24 protein-coding genes are annotated in these 23020 nt (G+C 62.2%); 16 read left to right on the top strand and 8 right to left on the bottom strand.

Going from position 1 to position 23020, the window contains the following annotated elements; translation table 11 throughout:
• Positions 1–171: 171 nt before the first annotated feature.
• The 7 genes from FHT87_RS09095 to FHT87_RS09065 all read right to left on the bottom strand — a co-directional run bounded on the left by FHT87_RS09095 (position 172) and on the right by FHT87_RS09065 (position 8112).
• Positions 172–462, bottom strand: coding sequence for a hypothetical protein (locus FHT87_RS09095; protein WP_183727577.1), 291 nt, complete (start codon positions 460–462; stop codon positions 172–174).
• A gap of 87 nt (positions 463–549) precedes the next feature.
• On the bottom strand, positions 550–1509 hold the full coding sequence (locus FHT87_RS09090) for a glyoxylate/hydroxypyruvate reductase A (RefSeq protein ID WP_183801248.1): 960 nt from the start codon (positions 1507–1509) through the stop codon (positions 550–552).
• Between the two features lie 23 nt (positions 1510–1532).
• The gene (locus FHT87_RS09085) at positions 1533–3161 is read right to left on the bottom strand and encodes an ABC transporter ATP-binding protein (RefSeq protein ID WP_183801245.1); all 1629 of its coding nucleotides are present in this window, start codon (positions 3159–3161) and stop codon (positions 1533–1535) included.
• A complete protein-coding gene (locus FHT87_RS09080) occupies positions 3158–4303 on the bottom strand; it encodes an ABC transporter permease (RefSeq protein WP_183801244.1) in 1146 nt (381 codons plus the stop codon). Before FHT87_RS09080 ends, FHT87_RS09085 begins: the two co-directional genes overlap by 4 nt.
• On the bottom strand, positions 4303–5388 hold the full coding sequence (locus FHT87_RS09075) for a microcin C ABC transporter permease YejB (RefSeq protein WP_183801241.1): 1086 nt from the start codon (positions 5386–5388) through the stop codon (positions 4303–4305). The genes FHT87_RS09080 and FHT87_RS09075 overlap by 1 nt, the downstream gene beginning before the upstream one ends.
• A gap of 149 nt (positions 5389–5537) precedes the next feature.
• Positions 5538–7349 (bottom strand): extracellular solute-binding protein, encoded by a 1812-nt coding sequence (locus FHT87_RS09070; RefSeq protein ID WP_348647590.1) that lies wholly within the window; start codon positions 7347–7349, stop codon positions 5538–5540.
• A gap of 133 nt (positions 7350–7482) precedes the next feature.
• Positions 7483–8112: a TetR/AcrR family transcriptional regulator gene (locus FHT87_RS09065; protein WP_183727569.1), complete on the bottom strand. Its 630-nt coding sequence runs from the start codon at positions 8110–8112 to the stop codon at positions 7483–7485.
• A 40-nt stretch (positions 8113–8152) separates the two neighbouring features.
• Here FHT87_RS09065 and FHT87_RS09060 point away from each other — a divergent pair, with 40 nt between their 5' ends.
• From FHT87_RS09060 to FHT87_RS09030, 7 genes are all read left to right on the top strand, one after another.
• Complete coding sequence (locus FHT87_RS09060) at positions 8153–8725, top strand: hydrolase (RefSeq protein ID WP_183801238.1); 573 nt, start codon at positions 8153–8155, stop codon at positions 8723–8725.
• A 216-nt stretch (positions 8726–8941) separates the two neighbouring features.
• Positions 8942–9949, top strand: a complete 1008-nt coding sequence (gene mepA, locus FHT87_RS09055) for a penicillin-insensitive murein endopeptidase (RefSeq protein WP_183802640.1) — start codon at positions 8942–8944, stop codon at positions 9947–9949.
• Between the two features lie 104 nt (positions 9950–10053).
• The gene (locus FHT87_RS09050; protein WP_183801235.1) at positions 10054–10434 is read left to right on the top strand and encodes a methylglyoxal synthase; all 381 of its coding nucleotides are present in this window, start codon (positions 10054–10056) and stop codon (positions 10432–10434) included.
• A gap of 28 nt (positions 10435–10462) precedes the next feature.
• On the top strand, positions 10463–11479 hold the full coding sequence (locus tag FHT87_RS09045; protein WP_183801232.1) for a glucokinase: 1017 nt from the start codon (positions 10463–10465) through the stop codon (positions 11477–11479).
• A gap of 152 nt (positions 11480–11631) precedes the next feature.
• Positions 11632–13419: an ABC transporter ATP-binding protein gene (locus FHT87_RS09040; protein WP_183801229.1), complete on the top strand. Its 1788-nt coding sequence runs from the start codon at positions 11632–11634 to the stop codon at positions 13417–13419.
• A gap of 17 nt (positions 13420–13436) precedes the next feature.
• Positions 13437–14261, top strand: a complete 825-nt coding sequence (gene dapB, locus FHT87_RS09035) for a 4-hydroxy-tetrahydrodipicolinate reductase (protein ID WP_183727558.1) — start codon at positions 13437–13439, stop codon at positions 14259–14261.
• A gap of 22 nt (positions 14262–14283) precedes the next feature.
• On the top strand, positions 14284–14919 hold the full coding sequence (locus FHT87_RS09030; RefSeq protein WP_183727556.1) for a 2,3-bisphosphoglycerate-dependent phosphoglycerate mutase: 636 nt from the start codon (positions 14284–14286) through the stop codon (positions 14917–14919).
• A 52-nt stretch (positions 14920–14971) separates the two neighbouring features.
• Here FHT87_RS09030 and phnF read toward each other — a convergent pair whose 3' ends face one another.
• The gene (phnF, locus tag FHT87_RS09025; protein ID WP_183801226.1) at positions 14972–15709 is read right to left on the bottom strand and encodes a phosphonate metabolism transcriptional regulator PhnF; all 738 of its coding nucleotides are present in this window, start codon (positions 15707–15709) and stop codon (positions 14972–14974) included.
• 117 nt (positions 15710–15826) lie between these two features.
• Here phnF and phnG point away from each other — a divergent pair, with 117 nt between their 5' ends.
• The 9 genes from phnG (at position 15827) to phnD (ending at position 22964) form a co-directional block, all read left to right on the top strand.
• Positions 15827–16303, top strand: coding sequence for a phosphonate C-P lyase system protein PhnG (gene phnG, locus FHT87_RS09020; protein ID WP_183802637.1), 477 nt, complete (start codon positions 15827–15829; stop codon positions 16301–16303).
• On the top strand, positions 16303–16911 hold the full coding sequence (phnH, locus tag FHT87_RS09015; protein WP_183801223.1) for a phosphonate C-P lyase system protein PhnH: 609 nt from the start codon (positions 16303–16305) through the stop codon (positions 16909–16911). Before phnG ends, phnH begins: the two co-directional genes overlap by 1 nt.
• Positions 16912–16915: 4 nt before the next feature.
• The gene (locus tag FHT87_RS09010; protein WP_183801220.1) at positions 16916–18022 is read left to right on the top strand and encodes a carbon-phosphorus lyase complex subunit PhnI; all 1107 of its coding nucleotides are present in this window, start codon (positions 16916–16918) and stop codon (positions 18020–18022) included.
• Positions 18019–18894 carry an alpha-D-ribose 1-methylphosphonate 5-phosphate C-P-lyase PhnJ gene (locus FHT87_RS09005; RefSeq protein ID WP_183801217.1) on the top strand — a complete coding sequence of 292 codons (876 nt, stop codon included), beginning with the start codon at positions 18019–18021 and terminating at the stop codon, positions 18892–18894. The genes FHT87_RS09010 and FHT87_RS09005 overlap by 4 nt, the downstream gene beginning before the upstream one ends.
• Positions 18891–19667, top strand: a complete 777-nt coding sequence (gene phnK / locus FHT87_RS09000) for a phosphonate C-P lyase system protein PhnK (protein ID WP_183727541.1) — start codon at positions 18891–18893, stop codon at positions 19665–19667. Before FHT87_RS09005 ends, phnK begins: the two co-directional genes overlap by 4 nt.
• Before the next feature lie 12 nt (positions 19668–19679).
• The gene (phnL, locus tag FHT87_RS08995; RefSeq protein ID WP_183801214.1) at positions 19680–20390 is read left to right on the top strand and encodes a phosphonate C-P lyase system protein PhnL; all 711 of its coding nucleotides are present in this window, start codon (positions 19680–19682) and stop codon (positions 20388–20390) included.
• Positions 20387–21004, top strand: a complete 618-nt coding sequence (locus tag FHT87_RS08990) for an acetyltransferase (RefSeq protein WP_183727537.1) — start codon at positions 20387–20389, stop codon at positions 21002–21004. Before phnL ends, FHT87_RS08990 begins: the two co-directional genes overlap by 4 nt.
• A gap of 118 nt (positions 21005–21122) precedes the next feature.
• Entirely contained in the window at positions 21123–21968 is an 846-nt protein-coding gene (gene phnC / locus FHT87_RS08985; RefSeq protein WP_183729146.1) for a phosphonate ABC transporter ATP-binding protein, read from the top strand.
• Positions 21969–22055: 87 nt separating this feature from the next.
• Complete coding sequence (gene phnD / locus FHT87_RS08980) at positions 22056–22964, top strand: phosphonate ABC transporter substrate-binding protein (RefSeq protein ID WP_007813929.1); 909 nt, start codon at positions 22056–22058, stop codon at positions 22962–22964.
• The last annotated feature ends 56 nt before the right edge of the window (positions 22965–23020 follow it).

Raw genomic sequence — 23020 nt, 5'->3', positions numbered from 1 at the left:
CTGCCTGTCCGTCAATCCGGTCAGGTGCGGCCGTCTTGCAGCCGGCGCACGAAACCGGCTCGTGCGCCTTCTTATCGAAAAATAGATCGGCAAAGTCCAGAAAAAACAACAGGCAACGTCCCGCAGCGGGAATGGCTGCGGGACGTGGTTTAAATGCCTGACATCCGCACGTTATCGTGTGGGTGCTGGCTGGGCCGGTGCCGGGCCGGCGTTCTGCGGCGGAGCCTCCGGAACCTGAGACTGCAACTCCTGGCCGGGCTGCTGCGGGGCAACGTCATCGGCTTCCTTCTGACCCCAGATCTCGACTGGGATCCAGACAAGGAAAGCCAGGACCAGCGCGGCAATCAGCACAGTCAGAATGCGGTAGCCCATGCGGCCCTGCCTGGCCTTAAGCGACGAAATCCGGTTTTCTTCATGAAGCTTCTGATCGGACTTTCCCCAACGCGTTCCCATATGCGCCATGATCGTCTCCTTCCGGTAAACCACAAGCCAAGCCTGCGGCGCTTCTGGAAAGAAACGAGAAGCGATGGAGGATGGTTCCGAGAGAGGTCAATATCCCGTTGTGCGATCGACGACGAACTGCAGCGGCTCGCCGCGTTCGAAGCGGGCTATCTGGCTCTCGACATGACGGAAAAGTGCATTCTCTTCCGAAGTCGCGGCGTCATGCGGCGTGATGAAGACGTTTTCCAGATGCCAGAGCGGATCATCCGCCGGCAGCGGTTCGACCTCGAAGACATCGAGCGAGGCACCGCCGAGCACGCCGCTTTCAATCGAGGCGACGATATCGGCCTGGATCTGGCTCCTGCCGCGACCCGCATTGATGAAGACCGGCTTGCCGAGCGCGCCGCCCTGGCGAAGCTTGGCGAAGAAGGCCTTGTCGTAGAGACCCGTGGTGTCAGGCGTCAGCGGCAGCAGGCCGACGACGATATCGGTCTTCGACAGGAACGTATCGAGTTCCGAACCGCCGAATGTTTCGATGCCGTCCACTTGCTTCTTCGAGCGCGACCAGCCGATCACATCGAAACCCATGACGCGCAGCTTGGCGGCAGCATCCTGGCCGAGAATGCCGAGGCCCATGACACCGACGGTGATTTCGGCGGCTTCCGGTGGGACGAGCTTGCCCCAGACGCGGTCGCGCTGGTCCCGGTCATGCGCGCGCTGCAGGCGCAGATGCATGAGGCATTGCATGACCACCCATTCGCTCATGCGCGTCGTCAGGCTGCGATCGACGAAACGGACGATTGGAAGATCGGGCAGATCGGGAATGGACAGGATGCTGTCGACCCCGGCACCACCGGAAAAGAGCACCTTCAGGTTCGGCGCGCGCTGAAAAATATCCGCATCCGGCTTCCAGAGCAGCGCATAGTCCACGCCTGTCAGGTCGAGCCCCTTGCTGGCGGGATCGGCGGCATTGATGCTGCCGCGGTCGGCAAAGGCGGTCTTCAGGATGCGGGCGGTGGTTTCTGGATCGAATTTGAGGTCGACTAGAACGGGAGGTCTTGATGACATGATCTTCTTTACGGCTGGCGGTTTTATTGCTGAACTGCTGGTGTCGGCACCGCCTCGATATTGAAGGCGGCTGCCATCAGCGCCTTGGTATAATCATCCTTCGGCGCGCGGAAAATCTCCGATGACGGCCCCTGCTCTACGACCTTGCCGAAACGCATGACGATGACATCATTGGCCAGCGCCTTGACCACCTTCAGGTCGTGGCTGATGAAGAGATAGGCGAGATCATGCTTCTTCTGCAGATCGCGCAGCAAGTCCACCACCTGTGCCTGCACGCTCATATCGAGCGCCGATGTCGGTTCATCGAGCATGACGAAGCGCGGCTTCAAGACCATGGCGCGAGCAATGGCGATGCGCTGGCGCTGGCCGCCTGAGAATTCGTGCGGAAAACGCCAGCGGGTGAGCGGATCGAGGCCGACCTCCTCCAATGCCCAGCAGACGCGCTGATCGCGCTCGTCAGCGGAGAGAGAGCGCTCATGCACCTTCAGGCCTTCGGCGACGATATCCCCGACCGACATGCGCGGGCTCAGCGAGCCGTAGGGATCCTGGAAGACGACCTGAAGCTGGTTGCGCAGCGGCCGCATCTCCGTGAATGAATAGCTTGCTATATCTTTCCCGACGAAGGAGATGCGGCCCTTCGAGGAGATAAGGCGCGTCAGCGCCAGGCCAAGCGTGGTCTTGCCGGAGCCGGATTCGCCGACGACGCCGAGCGTCTGCCCGGCGCGCAGCGTCAAATCGATGCCATCGACCGCCTTCACGTGATCGACGACCTTGCGCATGAAGCCGGCCTTGATCGGGAACCAGACCTTGATGTCACTGCCTTCCATGACGACCGGTTTGGAGGGGTCGGTCACCGGCGGTTCGCCGCGCGGTTCGGAGGCGAGCAAATGGCGCGTGTAGTCATGCTTCGGATCGGTGAAGACCTCTTCCACCGTGCCGGTCTCGACGATCCTGCCCTTGGTCATGACGCAGACGCGGTCGGCGAATTTGCGCACGATGCCGAGGTCGTGGGTGATGAAGAGCATGGACATGCCGTGCTCGCCCTTCAGCTTGCGCAGGAGTTCGAGGATCTGCGCCTGGACGGTGACGTCGAGTGCCGTGGTCGGCTCGTCGGCGATCAGCAGTTCCGGCCGGTTGGCGAGCGCCATGGCGATCATGACACGCTGGCGCTGGCCGCCCGAGAGTTCATGCGGATAGGCCTTCAGCCGTTTTTCCGGCTCGCGTATGCCAACCTGGTTCAACAACTCCAGCACGCGGGTGCGCGCCGCCTCCCCGGTCAGGCCCTGATGCAGGTCCAGGATTTCGGCAATCTGCTTTTCGATCGTATGGAGCGGATTGAGCGATGTCATCGGCTCCTGGAAGATCATGGTGATGTCGTTACCGCGAACCGCGCGCAGTTCGCGGTCGGGCGCCTTCAGCAGATCCTTGCCCTTGAAGAAGATCTCGCCGCCCGGATGACTTGCCGAGGGATAGGGCAGAAGCCGCAGGATGGAGTTTGCCGACACCGACTTGCCGGACCCGGATTCGCCGACCAGCGCGACAACCTCGCCCGTCCCGATATCGAAGGAGATGCGGTCGACGGCAAGCGAGGTTTCGCCGCCCTGATGGAAGGCGACCGAGAGGTCGCGGACGGAGAGCAGCGCTTCACTCATTGGAACGTCTTTCTCGGATCAAAGGCATCGCGCACCGCCTCGCCGATGAAGATCAGCAGCGAGAGCATGATCGACATGGTGAAGAAGGCCGTCAGCCCGAGCCACGGCGCCTGGAGATTGGCCTTGCCCTGGGCGATCAGTTCGCCGAGCGACGGGGAGCCCGGCGGCATGCCGAAGCCCAGGAAGTCGAGCGAGGTCAGCGTGGTGATCGAGCCGGAGAGGATGAAGGGCAGGAAGGTCAGCGTCGCCACCATCGCATTCGGCAGCATGTGCCGCCACATGATGGTGCGGTTGTTGACGCCGAGCGCGCGGGCGGCCCGGACATATTCGAAATTGCGGGCACGCAGAAACTCGGCGCGCACGACGCCGACGAAGCCCACCCAGGAGAAGAGCAGCATGATGCCGAGCAGCACGAAGAAGCCCGGCGGCAGGATGGCGGCAATGATCAGCAGGATGTAGAGCACCGGCATCGAGGACCAGATCTCGATGAAACGCTGGAAAAACAGGTCCGTCCAGCCGCCGAAATAGCCCTGGACGGCTCCGGCCGTAACACCGATGACAGCCGAGCAGATGGTGAGCACCAGGCCGAAGAGCACGGAAATGCGGAAGCCGTAGATGACCCGGGCCAGAACGTCGCGCGCCTGGTCATCCGTGCCGAGCCAGTTGAGATTACCGAGCCTGCAGCCGGGATCGTTGATGCCTTGCGGATAGGCCGAGCAACGCTCCTCCGCCGACATCAGCCAGAAGGGCGCGGTTGGGGCCGAATGCGGGATATTGGAATTGACCGATTGATAGGAATAGCGGATCGGCGGCCAGATCATCCAGCCGTTGGCATCGATCTCGTCCGAGATGACGGAGGAGCGGTAGTCCGTCTCGGCGAGGAAGCCGCCGAACTTCTCCTCGGGATAATCGATGACGACAGGGAAAAGGATCTCGCCCTTGTAGGAGGCGATGATCGGCTTGTCGTTGGCGATGAACTCGGCAAACAGGCTGAGCACGAAGAGGACGAGGAACAGCCAGAGCGACCAGTAACCGCGCCTGTTGGCCTTGAAGTTCCGCCAGCGGCGGACGTTGGTCGGCGACAGCAGACCCTTGCGGGGCGGGCGAACGGGCGATGTTGTGGGGTTTGCAGCGACGTCCATCAGACATCCCTCCGCTCGAAGTCGATGCGCGGATCGATCCAGGTATAGATCAGGTCCGAGATCAGGCCGACGAAGAGGCCGAGCAGCGAGAAAATATAGAGCGTTGCAAAGACGATCGGATAGTCTCGGTTGACGACCGAGAGGTAGCCGAGGCGGCCGAGACCATCGAGCGAGAAGATGTTCTCGATCAGCAGCGAACCGGTGAAGAAGGCGGAGATGAAGGCGGCCGGAAAGCTTGCGATGACGATCAACATGGCATTGCGGAAGACATGGCCGTAGAGCACCTGGCGCTCGTTCAGGCCCTTGGCACGCGCGGTGATGACATATTGCTTCTTGATCTCGTCGATGAAGGAATTCTTGGTCAGAAGCGTCGTCGTGGCGAAGGATGCCAGCGACAGCGAGATCAGCGGCAGCGTGAGATGCCAGAAATAATCGAGCGGCTTCTGCCACCAGGCAAGCTGGTCGAAATTATCCGAGATCAGGCCGCGCAGCGGAAACCAGTCATAGAAGGAGCCGCCGGCGAACAGCACGATCAGCAGGATGCCGAAGAGGAAACTCGGCACGGCATAACCGACGACAATGACGCCGGAGGTCCAGACATCGAAAGAGGAGCCGTCCCTGACTGCCTTGCGGATGCCGAGCGGAATGGAGATGGCGTAGGAAAAAATCAGGATCCAGATGCCGAGCGAGATCGAGACCGGCAGCTTCTCCTTGATGAGGTCGAGCACGGAGGTGTTGCGGAAGAAGCTCTCGCCGAAATCGAAGCGGATGTAATTCCACATCATCTCGCCAAAGCGGGTCAGCGGCGGCTTGTCGAAGCCGAATTGCTTTTCGAGCTTGGCGATCAGTTCCGGATCGAGGCCCTGAGCGCCGCGATATTTCGAACCGGCATCGTCGAATTGCTGGCCCGCGTCGCCACCGCCGCCGAGGCGCTGGTCGGCGCTGTCGGCCTGGCCCGTCAACTGGGAGATCACCTGCTCAACGGGGCCGCCGGGGGCGAATTGAACGACGATGAAGGAAATCGCCATGATGCCAATGATCGTCGGGATCATCAGGAGCAGGCGGCGAAGGATATAGCCCCCCATCAGTCTCGAGCCTCCGGGAATATCTTCGCCTGCATGCCTTCCAGTCTATTGCCGTTCAATCTGCCAGCCTTCCCTTGCCGGCGTGTGCCGGCGTTTCATGATTCGCCGATGCCATTTGGAGCGCAGGCCTCCTCGCATTGCAAGTCCGCTCATTTCGCCGAAGTGGACCACCAGGCATCGGGGAAGCCGAGGCTGTATGCCGGAAACTCTGCCGGACGTGTCACCGTGTTCCAATAAGCGATCGAATAGGTGTCGCGGTAGAACAGCGGAATGACATAGTGGTTGGCGAGCAGCACACGGTCCATGGCCTTGATGGCCGCAACCTGCTCATCTCGATTAGGGGCAAAGATAATCATGCGAACGAGCGCATCGATGGCCGGATTGGCAATGCCGGCATAGTTGCGCGAGCCTTGCTGATTGGCGGAACCCGATCCCCAGTAGTCGGCCTGTTCGTTGCCCGGGTTCACGGTTTGAGCCCAAACATTCCAGATCATATCGAAATCGAAGCTGCGCGCGCGGTTGGTATATTGCGCGGCATCAACCGTGCGGACCCGCGCATCGATGCCGATCTTCTTCAGATTGGTGGCATAGGGCACCGCCCAGCGCTCGAGCACGGGACTCGACAACAATATCTCGAAACTCATCGGCTGGCCGCTCTTGGCATTGACCATGCGATTGCCCTTCAGCTCCCAGCCGGCTTCCCTCAGAAGAGAGATCGCCTTGCGAAGGTTGTCGCGGCTCTTCTGCGGATCTCCGCCGACGGGATTGCTGTAGGGGGTGGTGAAGATATCCGCGGGGACCTGATCCTTCAGGCCCTGGAGAATTTCCAGCTCCCTGCCCTGCGGAAGGCCGGACGAGGCAAGATCGGTGTTCCAGAAGTAGCTGTCGATGCGCTTGTAGCTGTTGAAGGCTATCGTGCGGTTCAATTCCTCGAAATCGAAACCGTAGTTCAAGGCCTCGCGCACCCGCTCGTCCTTGAAGATGTCGCGCCGCATATTCGGCACGAGCGCCTGCATGATGCCGGTGGAGCGCAGGGGATTGGTGACATCTTCCTTCTTGACGCGCCCTTCCTTCACCGCGGGGAAATCATATCCGGTTGCCCAACGCGCCGCAAAAGTCTCCTGCCAGTAATCGCTGTTGCCGGCACGAAACGCTTCGAACTCGACATCGCGATCACCATAATAGGTGTAGAGAATGTTGCGGAAATTGTTTTGGCCGACGTTCACATTGAGGTCCTTGCCCCAATAGTCATCCCGCAATTCGTAGCGGATCGTCGCACCAGCCGAGAAGGCGGCAATCTTGTACGGCCCTGAACCCATGACGGGCTCAAGCGTTGTCTTCGAAATGTCTCGCGGCTTGCCATCCGGTCCCGGTGCTTCCCACCAGTGTTTCGGTACGATCACCAATTGGCCCAGAATGTCCGGCAGTTCGCGATTGTTCTTCTCGTCGAAGGTGAACGTAACGTCCCGCTCGCCCGTCTTCTCGGCCTTGACCACGTGACGGTAGTAGTTTCCGGTAAGCGGGTTCAGCTCCTTGGTCTTGTCGAGGCTGAAAATCACGTCTTCGGGCGTGACCGGCTGGCCATCGGCCCATTTCGCTTCCTTGCGAAGGCGAAAGGTCGCGCTCGAGACGTCGGGTGGATAGGAGACACCTTCGGCAAGCAGACCATAGGAGACCAGGAGTTCGTCATCGGCGGGTTTCAGCAGGGTGTCGTAAACGCGCGCCAAGCCGACCGCGATCTGGCCTTTTGCGAGCAAAGGATTGAAGGTGTCGAAAGTGCCGCTGGAAGACAGCCGCAAGTCACCGCCTTTCGGGGCATCGGGATTGACGTAGTCGAAATGGGTAAAGCCCGGCTTGTACTTCATCTCGCTGATGACCGAGCTGCCAATCTGGAACTGCTGATCCTGAGCCAATACAGCCGCAGGTATAAGCGTACCCAGAAATACTACCAGAACGCTGATTTTCGACCACGAAGCCACTATTCATTCTTCCCCTGTTATTAGCCTTCTCCGACAATACGAGAAATGCAGGCGAAAAACAGGAAAGACTTTGTTTTTTACCGGGCTCGCGAAATTTTGACCTTACCAGCGGAGGTCAGGGCGTCACTTCCTCGAGACGCTTGCGGAGCATGCGGCGCAGCTCTCCGACCAGGCGCGGATCGCCCGAGCCGTCGGGGTCGTTGGCGGCCGCGACGACGATGCGCAGCAGCTCCAGGACGAGGGCGCCCAGGAGATCGACATCGCGCTCGACCGACGGTTCAGCATTCTTCAGGAGTGCGGCGATGCTGGCGCGAAGCTCCGCGCGCGATTTCGCCTTGCGTTCCTTGGGCACATCGCGCCTAGCTGCGAGAACCGGAAATTCCGGATGATCCTCGATGAAGCGGCCGAGCCGCGTGAAAATCGCATCGCCGATTTCGGCAGCACTCTTCCCCCTGGTCTTTTCCGCGAGTTCGGCGAGCCCGCTGTTCAGACGCTGCAGGCGATCGATATGCAGCGCCTCGGCAAGCAGAGGCTTGGTCGGAAAGAACTGATAGAGCGAACCGATCGAAGAGTTCGCGGCCGCAGCAATCTCCGTCATGGTCGCAGCGTCATAGCCTTTTTCGAGAAAGACCCTGGCTGCCGCTTCGAGCAGGGTCGCGACGCGTTCATGGCCGCGCTGCCGTTTCGGCACACGGGTTTGCGGTTCAGGGCTTGATTTTTGTGAGGCAATCCTCGTATTTTTCATTGTGAGGATATCCTCATATTTTCTTCCCCGGAGACTCCCGATGTCCCTTTACGATCCGAAGACCACCGCACTCATTTCCATCGACCTGCAAGGCTTCATTATCGGCCGGCAGCTTGCGCCCCATTCCGCCCGGCAGGTGATCGAGAACACCGCCGCGATCGCCACGAAACTGACGTCCGAAGGCGGGACGGTGATCCTCGTTACCGTCGGATTCTCCCCGGACTATGCCGATGCTGTCAACCAGCCGGTGGACGAACCGGCGGTTTTCCCCGAAGGCGGTCTTTCGGAGGCCGCGCTTGCGGCACCGGTGGAAATCGCTGCGCTCGCAGCCGATGTCCATATCGTCAAGCATCAGTGGAGCGCCTTCTACGGCACCGAGCTGGACCTCCAGCTTCGCCGCCGCGGCATCAAGACCGTGATCCTGACGGGCATCGCCACGAATTTCGGCGTCGAGGCAACGATCCGCGATGCATTTGCCCATAATTACGGTGTCATCGCCGTCGAGGATGCGATGAGCTCCTTCACCGCCGAGATGCACGCGCTGTCCTGCGAGCGCATCCTGCCGCGCCTGTCGCGCGTGCGCAAAACCGCGGAGGTTCTTTCCAACGCGTGACGCTGCGGCGATCCGTCCCCGCGCCGCCTGCCAAAACATCGATTCACCAAAATTGCTTTTCACGGTAGATTCGATTGCAAATCACTTCGGCAGGCGCGGCAAGGAAACGGCATGGCATTCAGCTTGGTTCAGGCTTTCAAGGCCCAGACTCTCAGAACTCTCGGCAAACTGACGCTTGGTTTCAGGACGTTTGGCAAGCTGACGCTTGCCGGGGCAATGGGCGCAAGCCTTGTCGCCGGCGATGTCGGCGCACAGCAGAAGACGCCGAGCCCCGGCAGCGCCAAGGCGATTTTCGGTTCCGAGAAACTGCCGACGCAGGGGCCGGCGCAGCCGATCGGCTTCTACGCCAAGGGCTGCATGACCGGTGCCGAGGCGCTGCCGACCGACGGGCCGACCTGGCAGGCGATGCGCCTGTCGCGCAACCGGCGCTGGGGCAATCCGGCGATGATTTCGCTTCTGGAAAAATTCTCGCAGGATGCGCGCACCAAGATCGGCTGGCCCGGCATCCTCGTCGGCGATATCGCCCAGCCGCGCGGGGGGCCGATGGCCAACGGCCATGCCTCGCACCAGATCGGGCTGGATGCCGATGTCTGGTTTACTCCCATGCCCTCGCAGCGCATGAGCTACGAACAGCGGGAAGACCTGCCCTTCACCACCATGTTGCAGAAAGACAAATTTCTGACCGTCGACCCGAAAGTGTGGAGCAAGCAGCGGGCGGAACTCCTGATGCTGGCGGCAAGCTATCCGCAGGTCGAGCGCATCTTCGTCAACCCGGCGATCAAGAAGAAAATGTGCGATACCTGGACGGGCGACCGCACCAATCTCGGCAAGCTCAGGCCCGTATACGGGCACGATTCGCATTTCCACATCCGCATGAAATGCCCTGTTGGTGCCAAGGGCTGCACAGGGCAGGCGCCGGTGGCGGCCGGCGACGGCTGCGACAAGTCGCTCGCCTGGTGGTTTACGAAAGAGCCGTGGGCGGCACCGAAGCCGAGTGCAAAGCCGCCGAAGCCGCCGCGTGAGGTCATGGTCTCCGACCTGCCGAAGGCCTGCTCTGCCGTTGTCGATGCCCCGTCCGTCGCCTCTACGGAAGCCGGGACCTATGGCGGCCCTTCCGCGGCGAGCGCGCTGACGGCAGCCCCGGCGGCGGCACCCCCTGTCGATACCGGCAGCGCGCTTCCTTCCGTCGGCCCGGTTCCGAACGACAAGCCGGTCGTGCAATAGGCTTGATAGGCTGAACAGGCGGGCGGGCGGCTGTCTTTCAAATCACAAACGCCTGGTGTAGAAGCGGTCAAATCGATTGAATTACGCGCATGGAGAACCCGTTCATGGCCGGCGACAAATGCCTCGCATTGATTGCGCATGACCAGAAGAAGGACGAGATGGCGGAGTTTGCCCGCCGCAACAGGGATCTCCTCGCCCAATGGAAAATCGTCGCCACCGGCACGACGGGCGGGCGCGTGCTCGACGCGGTTCCCGACCTTCACGTGACGCGGCTGAAGAGCGGCCCGCTCGGCGGCGACCAGCAGATCGGCGCACTGATCTCTACCGGCGAGGTCAGCGCCCTGATCTTCTTCGTGGACCCGCTGACGCCGATGCCGCATGATGTCGATGTGAAGGCGCTGATGCGGCTTGCGATCGTGTACGACATTCCGATGGCGCTGAACGAGTCGACAGCCGAAAAGCTTCTCCCTACCCTCAACGCCTGATTTCTCGGGCTACAGCACGGAACCGGCCATGACTGCATCCTCTACTCCTTTGCCCTTTCCGATCCTGATCGGCGACATCGGTGGCACGAATGCCCGCTTCTCCATCCTGACGGATGCCTATGCGGAGCCGAAGCAGTTTCCCAATGTGCGCACGGCCGATTACGAGACGATCGACGAGGCGATCCAGAAGGGTGTGCTCGACAAGACTTCCGTGCAGCCGCGCGCCGCGATCCTTGCCGTCGCCGGCCCGATCAAGGCCGATGAAATCCCGCTGACCAACTGCCCTTGGGTGGTGCGCCCGAAAAGGATGATCGAGGGCCTCGGCCTCGTTGATGTGCTCGTCGTCAACGATTTTGAAGCGCAGGCGCTGGCGATCGCGGCACTTTCCGACGACAATCGCGAACGCATCGGCAACGCTTCGGGTGACATGGTGGCCTCCCGCGTCGTTCTCGGACCCGGCACCGGCCTCGGCGTCGGCGGTCTGGTCCATACCCAGTCGACCTGGATTCCGGTTCCGGGCGAAGGCGGGCATGTCGACCTCGGGCCGCGCAGCAAGCGCGACTATGAAATCTTCCCGCATGTCGAGACCATCGAGGGCCGCATTTCGGCCGAGCAGATCCTTTGCGGCCGCGGCATCGTCAATCTTTACCGCGCCATCTGCACGGCCGACGGTATTGAGCCGACCATGAGCGACCCGGCGGACATCACGTCGCATGCGCTCGTCGGCAGCGACAAGGTCGCCGTCGAAACCGTCTCGCTGTTTGCCACCTATCTCGGCCGCGTGGCGGGCGATATGGCGCTGGTGTTCATGGCCCGCGGCGGCGTCTACCTGTCGGGGGGCATCTCCCAGAAGATCCTTCCGGCACTGAAAAAGCCTGAATTCCGGGCCGCATTCGAAGACAAGGCGCCGCATTCGGCCTTGCTGCGCACGATCCCGACCTATGTCGTGACGCATCCGCTGGCTGCTCTTGCCGGGCTTTCTTCCTATGCACGCATGCCTGCAAACTTCGGCCTTTCGACGGATGGACGGCGCTGGCGAGCCTGAGCCTGAAGCATAGTTTCAAGGCGTTAGAGCGCCCTTTGCGCGCCCCGATGGGGCGCACGGCGCTCTAGCCAAAGCCCCCTCAACTCTTTATAGAGCCCGCGCATATGCGCGCCGCGCCTGTGGCATGCAGCCCCGAGACAGGAAGCCTATTTTTGGAAGCCGCCGACAGCAGAAAGCCACACGTCAACAGCGATACCGTGACCGGAATCCTGAAACGCATCATTGCGGAAAACGGCCGGGACCATCTCTGGGGCTATGTTTTCGCGATCTCCTGCCTTGTCATCGTGGCACTTTCGACGGCATTTACCGCCTGGATTATGCGGGCGATCATCGATGAGGCCTTCGCCAACCGGCGCGCGGACGTCGTCTGGATCATCTGTCTTTCCATTTTCATCGCCTTCATGCTGCGCGGTTTTGCGAGCTACGGACAGGGTGTGGCGCTGTCGCGGATCGGCAACGACATCGTCGCGCGCTACCAGCGCCGGCTCTATTCGCACCTGATGACGCTTTCCGTCGGCTACTTCAACGAGGCGCGCTCGGCCCAAATCGCCGCACAGGTCAGCCAGAATGTCAGCGGCATCCGCGACGTGCTAAACCTCACCATCACCTCGACGGTGCGCGATCTCCTGACCTTCGTCTCGCTGATCGGCGTCATGGTGCTGCAGGATCCGCTGCTGAGCCTTGCCGTCTTCATTCTGGCGCCGCCGCTGCTTTATGCACTGCGCTACGTTTCCAAACGCCTGCGCTCGGCCACCCGCGAGGCCGTCGACCTCAACAGCCACGTTCTCGGCGCCATGCAGGAGACGATCCAGGGCATTTCCATCGTGAAGGCCTTCACGATGGAAGAGGCGCTGGAGAACAAGGTCAACAAGCTGATCGGCGCCGCCGAGGGCCGGGCAAACCGCATCGCGCGGCTTTCCGAGCGTACCTCGCCGCTGACGGAGAGCTTTGCCGGCTTTGCCGTCGCGAGCGTGCTTGCCTATGCCGCCTATCGCTCGATCTATCAGGGCGTACCGCCAGGCGCCTTCTTCTCCTTCGTCACGGCATTGCTTCTCGCTTACGATCCGGCCCGGCGCCTTGCTCGCCTGCAGGTGCAGATGGAGCGCGCCGTCGTCAACGCCCGGATGATCTACGAACTGCTCGACATGGAACCGCGCCAGCGCGACCTGTCGGATGCCAAGCCGCTTGTTGTCACCGAAGCGAAGATCGAATTCCGCAACGTCTCCTTCGCCTATGGCAATGAAAGCGTGCTTGACGGCGTGACGCTGACGGCCGAAGGCGGCAAGACGACGGCGCTCGTCGGTCCTTCGGGCGCCGGCAAATCCACCGTCATCAGCCTCATTCCGCGCTTCTACGATCCGAAGGAAGGCGAGATCCTGATCGACGGACAGGATATCGCCCATATCACCAAGCAGTCGCTGCGCCGGCAGCTCGCCTATGTCTCGCAGCAGCCCTATCTCTTCGAAGGCACGATCCGCGACAATATCCGTTACGGCCGTCCGGAAGCGACCGACGAGGATATCGAGAAGGCGGCGCGGCTTGCCTATGCGCATGACTTCATCCTCGCGCAGCCGCAGGGCTACGATACGCCCGTCGGCGAAAACGGCGTGACGCTTTCCGGCGGCCAGCGCCAGCGGCTTTCGATCGCCCGTGCGCTGGTGCGCAACGCGCCGATCCTGCTTCTCGACGAGGCGACCTCGGCACTCGATACGGAATCGGAAGCGGCCGTGCAGAAGGCGCTCGACGAAGCCATGACCGGCCGAACGGTCGTCGTCATTGCTCATCGGCTTTCGACCGTCGTGCGCGCCGACAAGATCATCGTGATGCAGCAGGGCCGTGTCGTCGAAGAAGGCAATCACGAGACGCTTGCGAAGGTCAGCAACGGACTTTACGCTCGCCTCAACAATCTGCAGAGGCCTTCGGCTTCTGATTCATACTGATCGGGATATGGACTGACATGAGCTACGCTGCGATGAAACTGGTGGTGGTTGGAGCAGCGGGGCGCATGGGTCAGACGCTCATCCGTCTCATCCATTCCATCGACGGTGTGACGCTGCACGCAGCGATCGAGCGTCCCGGCTCGCCCTTCATCGGCACGGATGCCGGTGAAATCGCCGGGCTCGGAGCAACCGGCGTCATTGTCGGCGACGATCCGCTGTCAGCATTCCTGCATGCCGAGGGCGTGCTGGACTTTACCTCGCCCGCCGGCTCCATCGAATTTGCCGGTCTCGCTGCGCAGGCCCGCATCGTTCATGTCGTCGGTACGACCGGCTGCTCGCAGGAGGACGATCAGAAGATTGCGGCGGCCGCGCGCCATGCCCGCATCGTCAAATCTGGCAATATGAGCCTCGGCGTCAATTTGCTCAGCGTCCTCGTGCAGCAGGCCGCACAGGCGCTCGACCCGGCCGACTGGGATATCGAGGTTCTCGAAATGCATCACAAGCGCAAAGTCGATGCGCCCTCGGGTACGGCATTGCTGCTCGGCGAGGCGGCGGCGAAGGGCCGCAACATCGATCTTGGCTCAAAATCGGTACGTGTGCGTGACGGCCATACCGGCGCGCGGGAAGCCGGCACGATCGGCTTTGCGACATTGCGCGGCGGTTCCGTCATCGGCGAGCATTCCGTCCTCTTTGCCGGCGAAGGCGAGACCGTCACTCTGTCTCACAGTGCGACCGACCGTTCGATCTTTGCGCGTGGCGCCATCAAGGCAGCCCTTTGGGCGCGCGACAAGAAGCCGGGGCTCTATTCCATGCTCGACGTTCTCGGGCTTTCTTCCCATTGACCATTTCTCGGAGGCATTTTTCATGAGCGGTACCCTCGTCCTCGTTCGTCACGGCCAGAGCGACTGGAATCTCAAGAATCTCTTCACCGGCTGGAAGGACCCCGATCTGACCGAGCTCGGCATCCAGGAAGCCACGGCCGGCGGCCAGGCGCTTGCCGACTACGGCATCAAGTTCGATATCGCCTTCACCTCTGCGCTGGTGCGCGCCCAGCACACGCTGAAGCTCGTCCTCGACAAGGTCGGCCAGCCCGATCTCGAGACGATCCGCGACCAGGCGCTGAACGAGCGCGACTACGGCGATCTCTCCGGCCTCAACAAGGATGACGCGCGTGCCAAGTGGGGCGAAGAGCAGGTGCATGTCTGGCGCCGCTCCTATGACGTTCCGCCTCCGGGCGGCGAAAGCCTGCGCGACACCGGCGCCCGCGTCTGGCCTTACTATCTGACGGAAATCCTTCCGCGCGTCCTGCGTGGCGAAAAGGTGCTGGTCGCCGCGCACGGCAATTCGCTTCGTTCGCTCGTCATGGTTCTCGACAAACTCACCCGCGAGCAGGTTCTGTCGCTCAATCTCGCGACCGGCGTGCCGATGGTCTACAAGCTGAAGGCCGATTCCACCGTCGCTTCCAAGGAAGTGCTCGGCGACATGTCCGGCGCGCACTGATCGCGATCAGGCATCGATAGAGTTCAAGGCCGGGTTCGCGGCCTTTTCATTTTCAGTTTTCGATGGTGAACTGGACGCGATCGGCGGCAAAACGGCTGATCGAATATTGCACCGGCACGCCCTCCAGATCGGTGTTCAGTGCCTTGGTGATCAGGAGGACCGCACCCGGCGTCAGTCCCAGATCGGCGATATCGCCGGAATCGGCGTGAGCGGCAGTGATCTCCGTCGTGGCGCGCACATAATCCGACAAGCCGAGGGCGACAAAGGCCTTGGTGATGGATCCCGCCGTCCGGTAGGCTTCGCCGATACCGGCAAAGCGCGCGGCCGGGAACCAGCTCGTGGCGCGGGAAACCGGACGTTTATCTGCTTCGCGCACCGTTTCCAGCCGGATCACCGGCGTGCCTTGCTCCAGGTGCAGCCAGCGGGCCACCTCTGAATCCGCCTCCTCCTCGGCATGGCCAAGCAGGAGCGAGCGCGTCTCGCGCGCCTGATCCCTGATACCATCGGTGAAGCGGGTGCGGCGGCTGATCGGAAAATTCAGGCGTTCCTTGCGCTCGATCAGCGTGCCACGACCCTGCACCGCGCGTACGATGCCCTCCTGGGCAAGCGCGGCGAGCGCGCTGCGCACGGTATGCCTGTTGACCCCGAACTGCAGCGCCAAGACCGTTTCCGGCGGCACCATGCCCGTTTCGTCATAGGTCCCGCTGCCGATTGCCTCGCGGATCCTGTCGGCGATCTGCCGCCAGAGCGCCACGCCCGTCTGCCGCTGCACCTGCTTTATTCCTGCCATTGCACCCCACCCAGCCAATTCGGGCGCGCCGTGTCACACGCTTGTCACTTCGCCGATTTAGGGATAGGTATAGCTTGTATGGTTGTCTATATCAATAGACATTTCGAGGAAAAGATGATGGCGACAGCGGAGAAGACAGAAGCGGCAGTGCAGGCGGAAGGCGGGCGCAAACGCACCGTCGATCTGCTCGCCCGTGCAGAAACACAGGAATTGCTGGCAGCGTGGGATGCGCTGGCGGAAAAGCCGATCGTTCAGCCGGTGCGCGGCCCGGAGACCGGCCTCGTCATGGTCCGCGGCCGCGTCGGCGGCGGCGGCGCGCCCTTCAATCTCGGCGAAGTGACGGTGACGCGCGCAACAGTGCGCCTCGCCTCCGGCTCGGTCGGTCACGCTCAGGCACTCGGCACCGACCGCGAGAAGGCACGGCTTTCGGCGATCTTCGACGCGCTCTGGCAGGAAGAGGCGACCAGGGGCTTCGTCGAGGAAAGGCTGCTGTCGCCGATCGCCCGGCGGATCGCCGACGATAACAATCGCAAGGCGGAAGAAACGGCTGCGACCCGCGTCGACTTCTTCACCATGGTTCGGGGAGAAGATTGATGAGCGCCAAGACCGATGTTCTGACCGGCGGCTTCGCTGAGCCGGTTTTCAATGCGCAGAGCGTGTTCAAGATGCTGATGGACGGCATGGCGCGGCCCGGCACGATCCAGTCTGTCGCACCTGACGTTACACCGCCGGCCCCACTCGGCATCGCCGCCGGCGCGATCGGCCTGACGCTTTGCGACCATGATACCTCCGTCTGGCTTTCTGCAGGGCTCGCCAAGTCGGCAGTTCCGGAATGGCTCGGCTTCCATGCCGGCGCACCCCTGACCGCCGAAAAGGCTGAAGCGCGCTTTGCCTTCGTCGAAGCCGGCATGACGCTTTCCACTTTCGGCCTGTTTGCATCAGGCACGCAGGAATATCCCGACCGTTCCACGACTGTCGTGATCGAGCTTGCCGACCTCGAAGGCGGACGCCGGCTCGCTTTGATGGGTCCGGGTATCCAGAGCGTGACCGAAATCGCGCCTGTCGGCCTGCCGGAAACCTTCCTGCGCCTCTGGACGGAAAACCGCGCACTCTTCCCGCGCGGCGTCGACATCGTGCTGACGGCGGGCAAGCGTTTCCTCTGCCTGCCGCGCACCACCAAGATCACAGCAACGGAGATCTGAGCTCATGTATGTTGCCGTCAAGGGTGGCGAGGCCGCCATCGCCAATGCCCACCGCCTACTCGCCGACCGCCGGCGCGGTGATCGCTCCGTGCCTGCCATCGGCATCGAGCAGATCGTCGAACAGCTGGCGCTCGCCGTCGACCGCGTCATGGCCGAAGCTTCCCTCTATGACCGGACGCTCGCCGCACTTGCCGTGCGCCAGTCGCGCGGCGACATGATCGAGGCGATCTTCCTGCTGCGCGCCTATCGCACGACGCTGCCGCGCTTCGGTTATTCGAAGCCGCTCGATACGGCCAATATGCAGATCGAGCGCCGCATCTCCGCGACCTACAAGGACCTTCCGGGCGGCCAGCTGCTCGGCCCGACCTTCGACTACACGCACCGCCTGCTCGATCCCTCGCTACTTTGGGACGAGGCCGTGGAAGAGCCGGCGCAGCGCGAGGCGGAGAGCGGCCGCGTCATACGCGTTTCCGAAATCCTCGGCCAGGAAGGGCTGATCGAGAACGACGGCGAACTCCCCGAGGACCACGAGACGGGCGACCTGACGCGCGAACCGATGGAATTCCCGATGACCCGCGATCTTCGCCTGCAGGCGCTTGCCCGCGGCGACGAGGGTTTCCTGCTGGCGCTCGGCTATTCCACCCAGCGCGGCTATGGCCGCAACCACCCCTTCACCGGTGAGATCCGCATCGGCGAGGTCGAGGTGGAATTCGACGTGCCGGAACTCGGCTTTGCCGTTTCGCTCGGCACGATCCAGCTTACCGAATGCCAGATGGTCAACCAGTTCAAGGGTTCGGCCAAGGCTCCGCCGCAGTTCACCCGCGGTTATGGCCTCGTCTTCGGCCAGAGCGAGCGCAAGGCGATGGCCATGTCGCTGGTGGATCGCGCGCTGCGCGCCGAAGAGCTCGGCGAGGACATTACCGCGCCGGCGCAGGACGAGGAATTCGTCATTTCCCATTCCGACAATGTGCAGGCGACCGGTTTCGTCGAGCACCTGAAGCTTCCGCACTATGTGGATTTCCAGGCCGAACTCGACCTCGTCCGCCGCATGCGCCGCGAATTCGAAGCCGCCCGCAACAGCGGCGAGACCCAAAAGGAGGCCGCCGAATGAGTGATCTCGCCACCTACAATTTCGCCTATCTCGACGAACAGACCAAGCGCATGATCCGCCGCGCCATCCTGAAGGCGATCGCCATTCCCGGCTATCAGGTGCCCTTTGCCTCGCGCGAAATGCCGATGCCTTATGGCTGGGGCACCGGCGGCGTGCAGGTGACTGCCTCGATCATCGGACCCGACGACGTCCTCAAGGTCATCGACCAGGGCGCCGACGACACGACGAACGCCGTCTCCATCCGCGCCTTCTTCCAGAAGGTCGCCAATGTCGCGGTCACGACGCACACCAAGGATGCGACGATCATCCAGACGCGTCACCGCATCCCCGAGGAGAAACTCGCAGAAGGCCAGGTGCTCGTCTATCAGGTGCCGATCCCGGAACCGCTGCGCTTCCTCGAACCGCGCGAGACCGAGACACGCAAGATGCATGCGCTCGAGGAATACGGCCTCATGCATGTGAAGCTCTACGAAGATATCGCCCGCAACGGCCGTATCGCCACAACCTATGCCTATCCGGTCAAGGTTCACGGCCGCTACGTCATGGATCCCTCTCCGACGCCGAAATTCGATAATCCGAAGATGCACAGGTCGGACGCGCTGCAGCTTTTCGGCGCCGGCCGCGAAAAGCGCATCTATGCCGTGCCGCCCTATACCGATGTCGTCAGCCTGGACTTCGAGGACCATCCCTTCGAAATCCAGCGCTTCGGCAAGCCCTGCGCGCTCTGCGGCGCCGAGGACGTCTATCTCGACGAGGTGATCCTCGACGACAAGGGCGGGCGCATGTTCGTCTGCTCCGATACCGACCATTGCGAAGACCGCCGCGCACACGGACATGCCGGCGAAATGCTGGCCCGGGAGGCTGCAGAATGACCGAAACACCGCTCCTCAAAGTCAACGACCTCTCGAAGTTCTACGGCAACCGCATCGGCTGCCGGAATGTCTCCTTCGAGCTGTGGCCGGGCGAAGTGCTCGCCATTGTCGGCGAATCCGGCTCGGGCAAGACGACGCTGCTGAACTGCATCTCCACCCGGCTGATGCCGACCACCGGCAGCGTCGAGTACCATATGCGCGACGGCAACTACCGCGACCTCTACCATATGAACGAGGCCGAGCGCCGCTTCCTGATGCGCACAGACTGGGGCTTCGTGCACCAGAACCCGGCCGACGGACTGCGCATGACGGTGTCTGCCGGCGCCAATGTCGGCGAGCGGCTTATGGCGATCGGCGACCGGCACTACGGCAAGATCCGCTCCACCGCCATCGACTGGCTGAAGCGAGTCGAGATCGATACCGGCCGCATCGACGACCAGCCGCGCGCGTTCTCCGGCGGCATGCGCCAGCGCCTGCAGATCGCCCGCAACCTTGTCACCGGCCCGCGTCTCGTGTTCATGGACGAGCCGACCGGTGGTCTCGACGTTTCGGTCCAGGCGCGTCTTCTCGATCTGGTGCGCAGCCTCGTCAACGATCTCGGGCTGTCGGCCATCATCGTCACGCACGACCTCGCCGTCGCCCGCCTCCTCTCCCACCGCATGATGGTGATGAAGGATGGCTTCGTCATCGAGCAGGGTCTGACCGACCGGGTGCTGGACGATCCGCGCGAGCCCTACACCCAGCTCCTCGTTTCCTCGATCCTGCAAGTTTAAGAAAGAAGAACCATGGCAACGCCTCTCGTCGCTTCAGAAGTCGCCAAGAGCTTCACCATGCACCTGCGCGACGGCATCAAGCTGCCTGTCGTCTCCGATGTCTCCTTCTCGGTGGCTTCGGGCGAATGCGTCGTGCTCGGCGGCCCCTCGGGCATCGGCAAAAGCTCGCTGCTCAAGATGATCTACGGCAATTATGCCGTCGATACCGGACAGATCCTCATCGACCACAAGGGCAAGATCGTCGATCTCGCCACCGCCGATCCGCGCACCATTCTCGATGTACGGCGCCAGACGCTCGGCTATGTCAGCCAGTTCCTGCGCACCGTACCGCGCGTGGCGGCACTCGATGTGGTCGCCGAACCGCTGCTTGCACGCGGTGAAGCTGCCGCAAGCGCCAGGGAAAAGGCCGCGGCACTGCTCGAAAAGCTCAACCTGCCGGAAGCGCTCTGGCAGCTGCCGCCCGCCACTTTCTCCGGCGGCGAGCAGCAGCGCGTCAACATCGCCCGTGGCTTCATCACGGACCATACGATCCTGCTGCTCGACGAGCCGACCGCCTCGCTCGACGCAAAGAACCGTGCCGTCGTCGTCGGCATGATCGAGGAAAAGAAGAAGGCGGGCGTCGCGCTGCTCGGCATCTTCCACGACGAGGAAGTGCGCGAGGCCGCCGCCGACCGCATTCTCGACGTTCAGCAATTCTCCCCGCGAAAGGCAATCGCAGCATGAGCCGCAAGCTGGGCATCGAGCCCTATTTCCACGAGACCGCCTCGGTCTCCAATTCGACCTTCGGCCGCTATACGGAAGTTTCCGAGCGCTGCCGCATCAGCGAGGCGGAGTTCGGCGACTATTCCTACATCATGCAGGACGGCTCCATCTGGTGCGCGACGATCGGCAAGTTCGTCAACATCGCCGCTGCGGTGCGCATCAATGCGACCAACCATCCGACCTGGCGCGCGACGCTGCATCACTTCACCTACCGCGCCGTCGACTACTGGCCGGATGCCGACATGGAGAGCGAATTCTTCGAATGGCGCCGCTCCAACCGGGTCGTCATCAGCAATGATGTCTGGATCGGTCATGGCGCCACGATCCTGCCCGGTGTGACCGTCGGCAACGGAGCCGTCATCGGCGCGGGGGCCGTCGTCTCGAAGGATGTCGCTCCCTACACCATCGTCGGCGGCGTGCCTGCCAAGCTCATCCGCGAACGCTTCCCGAAAGAGATCGGCGAGCGCATGGACAGGCTTGCCTGGTGGGACTGGGAACACGACCGGCTGCGCGACGCATTGCCTGATTTCCGGGCACTTGGGGCTGAAGACTTCCTCTCCCGCTACGGCGGCTGAGCTGAATATTGCGGCGCAGAGTTTTGTGACAGGACTTACACAAAACTGACACGCGAGGTTCATGAAGCGGGACTAATGCGATCCCATAAGCAAGCCTGAAATGCGAGGGAAGAGCATGATGTTCGAACTGAAGAATGTCACACGCCGGTTCGGAAAGAAGCTCGCTGTCGACTCCGTGACGCTGGACATTCCTCAGGGCCAGATGGTCGGCATCATCGGCCGTTCCGGCGCCGGCAAGTCCACGCTCCTGCGCATGATCAACCGCCTGCAGGAGCCTTCCTCCGGCACGATCCATTTCGGTGGTGTCGAGGTTTCCGGCCTTCGCGGCCAGGCGTTGCGCAACTGGCAGCGCGACTGCGCGATGATTTTCCAGCAGTTCAACCTCGTGCCGCGTCTCGACGTGCTGACCAACGTCATGCTCGGCCGTCTGAACCATCGCTCGACGATCCTTAGCCTGCTCAACGTCTTCAGCCGCGAAGAGCGCATCCACGCGATTGCTGCATTGGAACGTCTCGGCATCGAGCAGACGGCGCTGCAGGCGGCCGGTACGCTCTCGGGCGGCCAACAGCAGCGCGTCGCCATAGCACGCGCGCTGATGCAGAAGCCGAAGATGGTTCTCGCCGACGAGCCGATCGCCTCGCTCGACCCGCTGAACGCCAAGATCGTCATGGACGCCCTGCGTGACATCAACGAGCGCGAAGGCATCACCGTCATCACCAACCTGCACACGCTCGATACGGCCCGCAACTACTGCGAACGCATCGTCGGCATGGCTGGCGGCCGCGTCGTTTTCGACGGAAAACCGTCCGAACTGACCGCCGAGGCCGTGAAGGAAATCTACGGCACGGACAAGGACGGCGCGGGCATCGACGAGACGATGACCTCGACCGCGATCAACATGGTTCCGAAAGGAGCCGAAAACCAATCCGCCGGCAACCAACCGCTGGCGCTGGCCGGTCTGTGAGAGGGACGGCCGTGATCGAATGCCCGCGTCAAGGGCAGATTTCTTCGTAACAGACGACCGGGCGCCCGGTCATTCAGGAGAGAACCCATGTTGAAGAAAGCACTTTTTGCGGCTACGGCGATCCTGTCGCTCGCAGCCGGCGCGGCCAATGCCGCTGACCTCAAGGAATTCCGCGTTGGCATCCTCGGCGGCGAAAACGAAACCGACCGCCTGCGCAACTATGCCTGCCTTGCAGACCACCTGAAGCAGGAATTCGGCTTCGAGAAGGTTTCGCTCTTCCCGGCTGCCGACTATGACGGCGTTATCCAGGGCCTCCTCGGCGGCACGCTCGACTTCGCCGAACTCGGCGCTTCCGGCTACGCATCCGTTTACATCAAGGACCCGAAGGCTGTTACGCCGATACTGACGACGCAGCAGAAGGACGGCTCCACGGGCTACTACTCGATCGGTCTCGCCCTGAAGTCTTCCGGCATCAAGACGATCAAGGACGCCAAGGGCAAGAAGCTCGGCTACGCTGATCCGGACTCCACCTCGGGCTACCTCGTTCCGCTGACGCAGATTCCGAAGGACACCGGCATGCCGAACGACAAGTTCTTCGCTTCCACGCAGTTCAACGGCGGTCATGAGAACAACCTTCTCGCCGCCTATGACGGCAAGGTTGACGTTGCTGTCGACGATAGCTCGGGTATCGGTGACTTCAAGGACGGCTACACCTCCGGCACCTTCCGCAAGGAAGTCGACAAGGGCGCCGTCGACCCGAACAAGCTGGTCGAAGTATGGCGTTCGCCGCTGATCCCGAACGGCCCGCTCGTCGTTCGCAACGCTCTCGGCGAAGAGTGGCAGAAGAAGCTCACTGCCTTCTTCACGGCCCTGCCGGAGAAGGACCACAAGTGCTTCGCAGCCATCGAAGGCGGCGACTACAAGGGTTACGCCCCGGTCAAGCACGACTTCTACAACGCAGTCGTAGAAGTTCGTAAGGCTGCTATCGGCGGCTGATTGCGCCATCCGTATACGGGGCGGCCGGCAACGGCCGCCCTTTTCTTGTGACCAGG

Origin of the sequence: Rhizobium sp. BK316, assembly GCF_014193695.1 — a bacterium.
Lineage (GTDB): Bacteria > Pseudomonadota > Alphaproteobacteria > Rhizobiales > Rhizobiaceae > Rhizobium.
The sequence above is the reverse complement of the archived record's forward strand: the minus strand, read 5'-3'. Positions and strand labels throughout refer to the sequence as shown.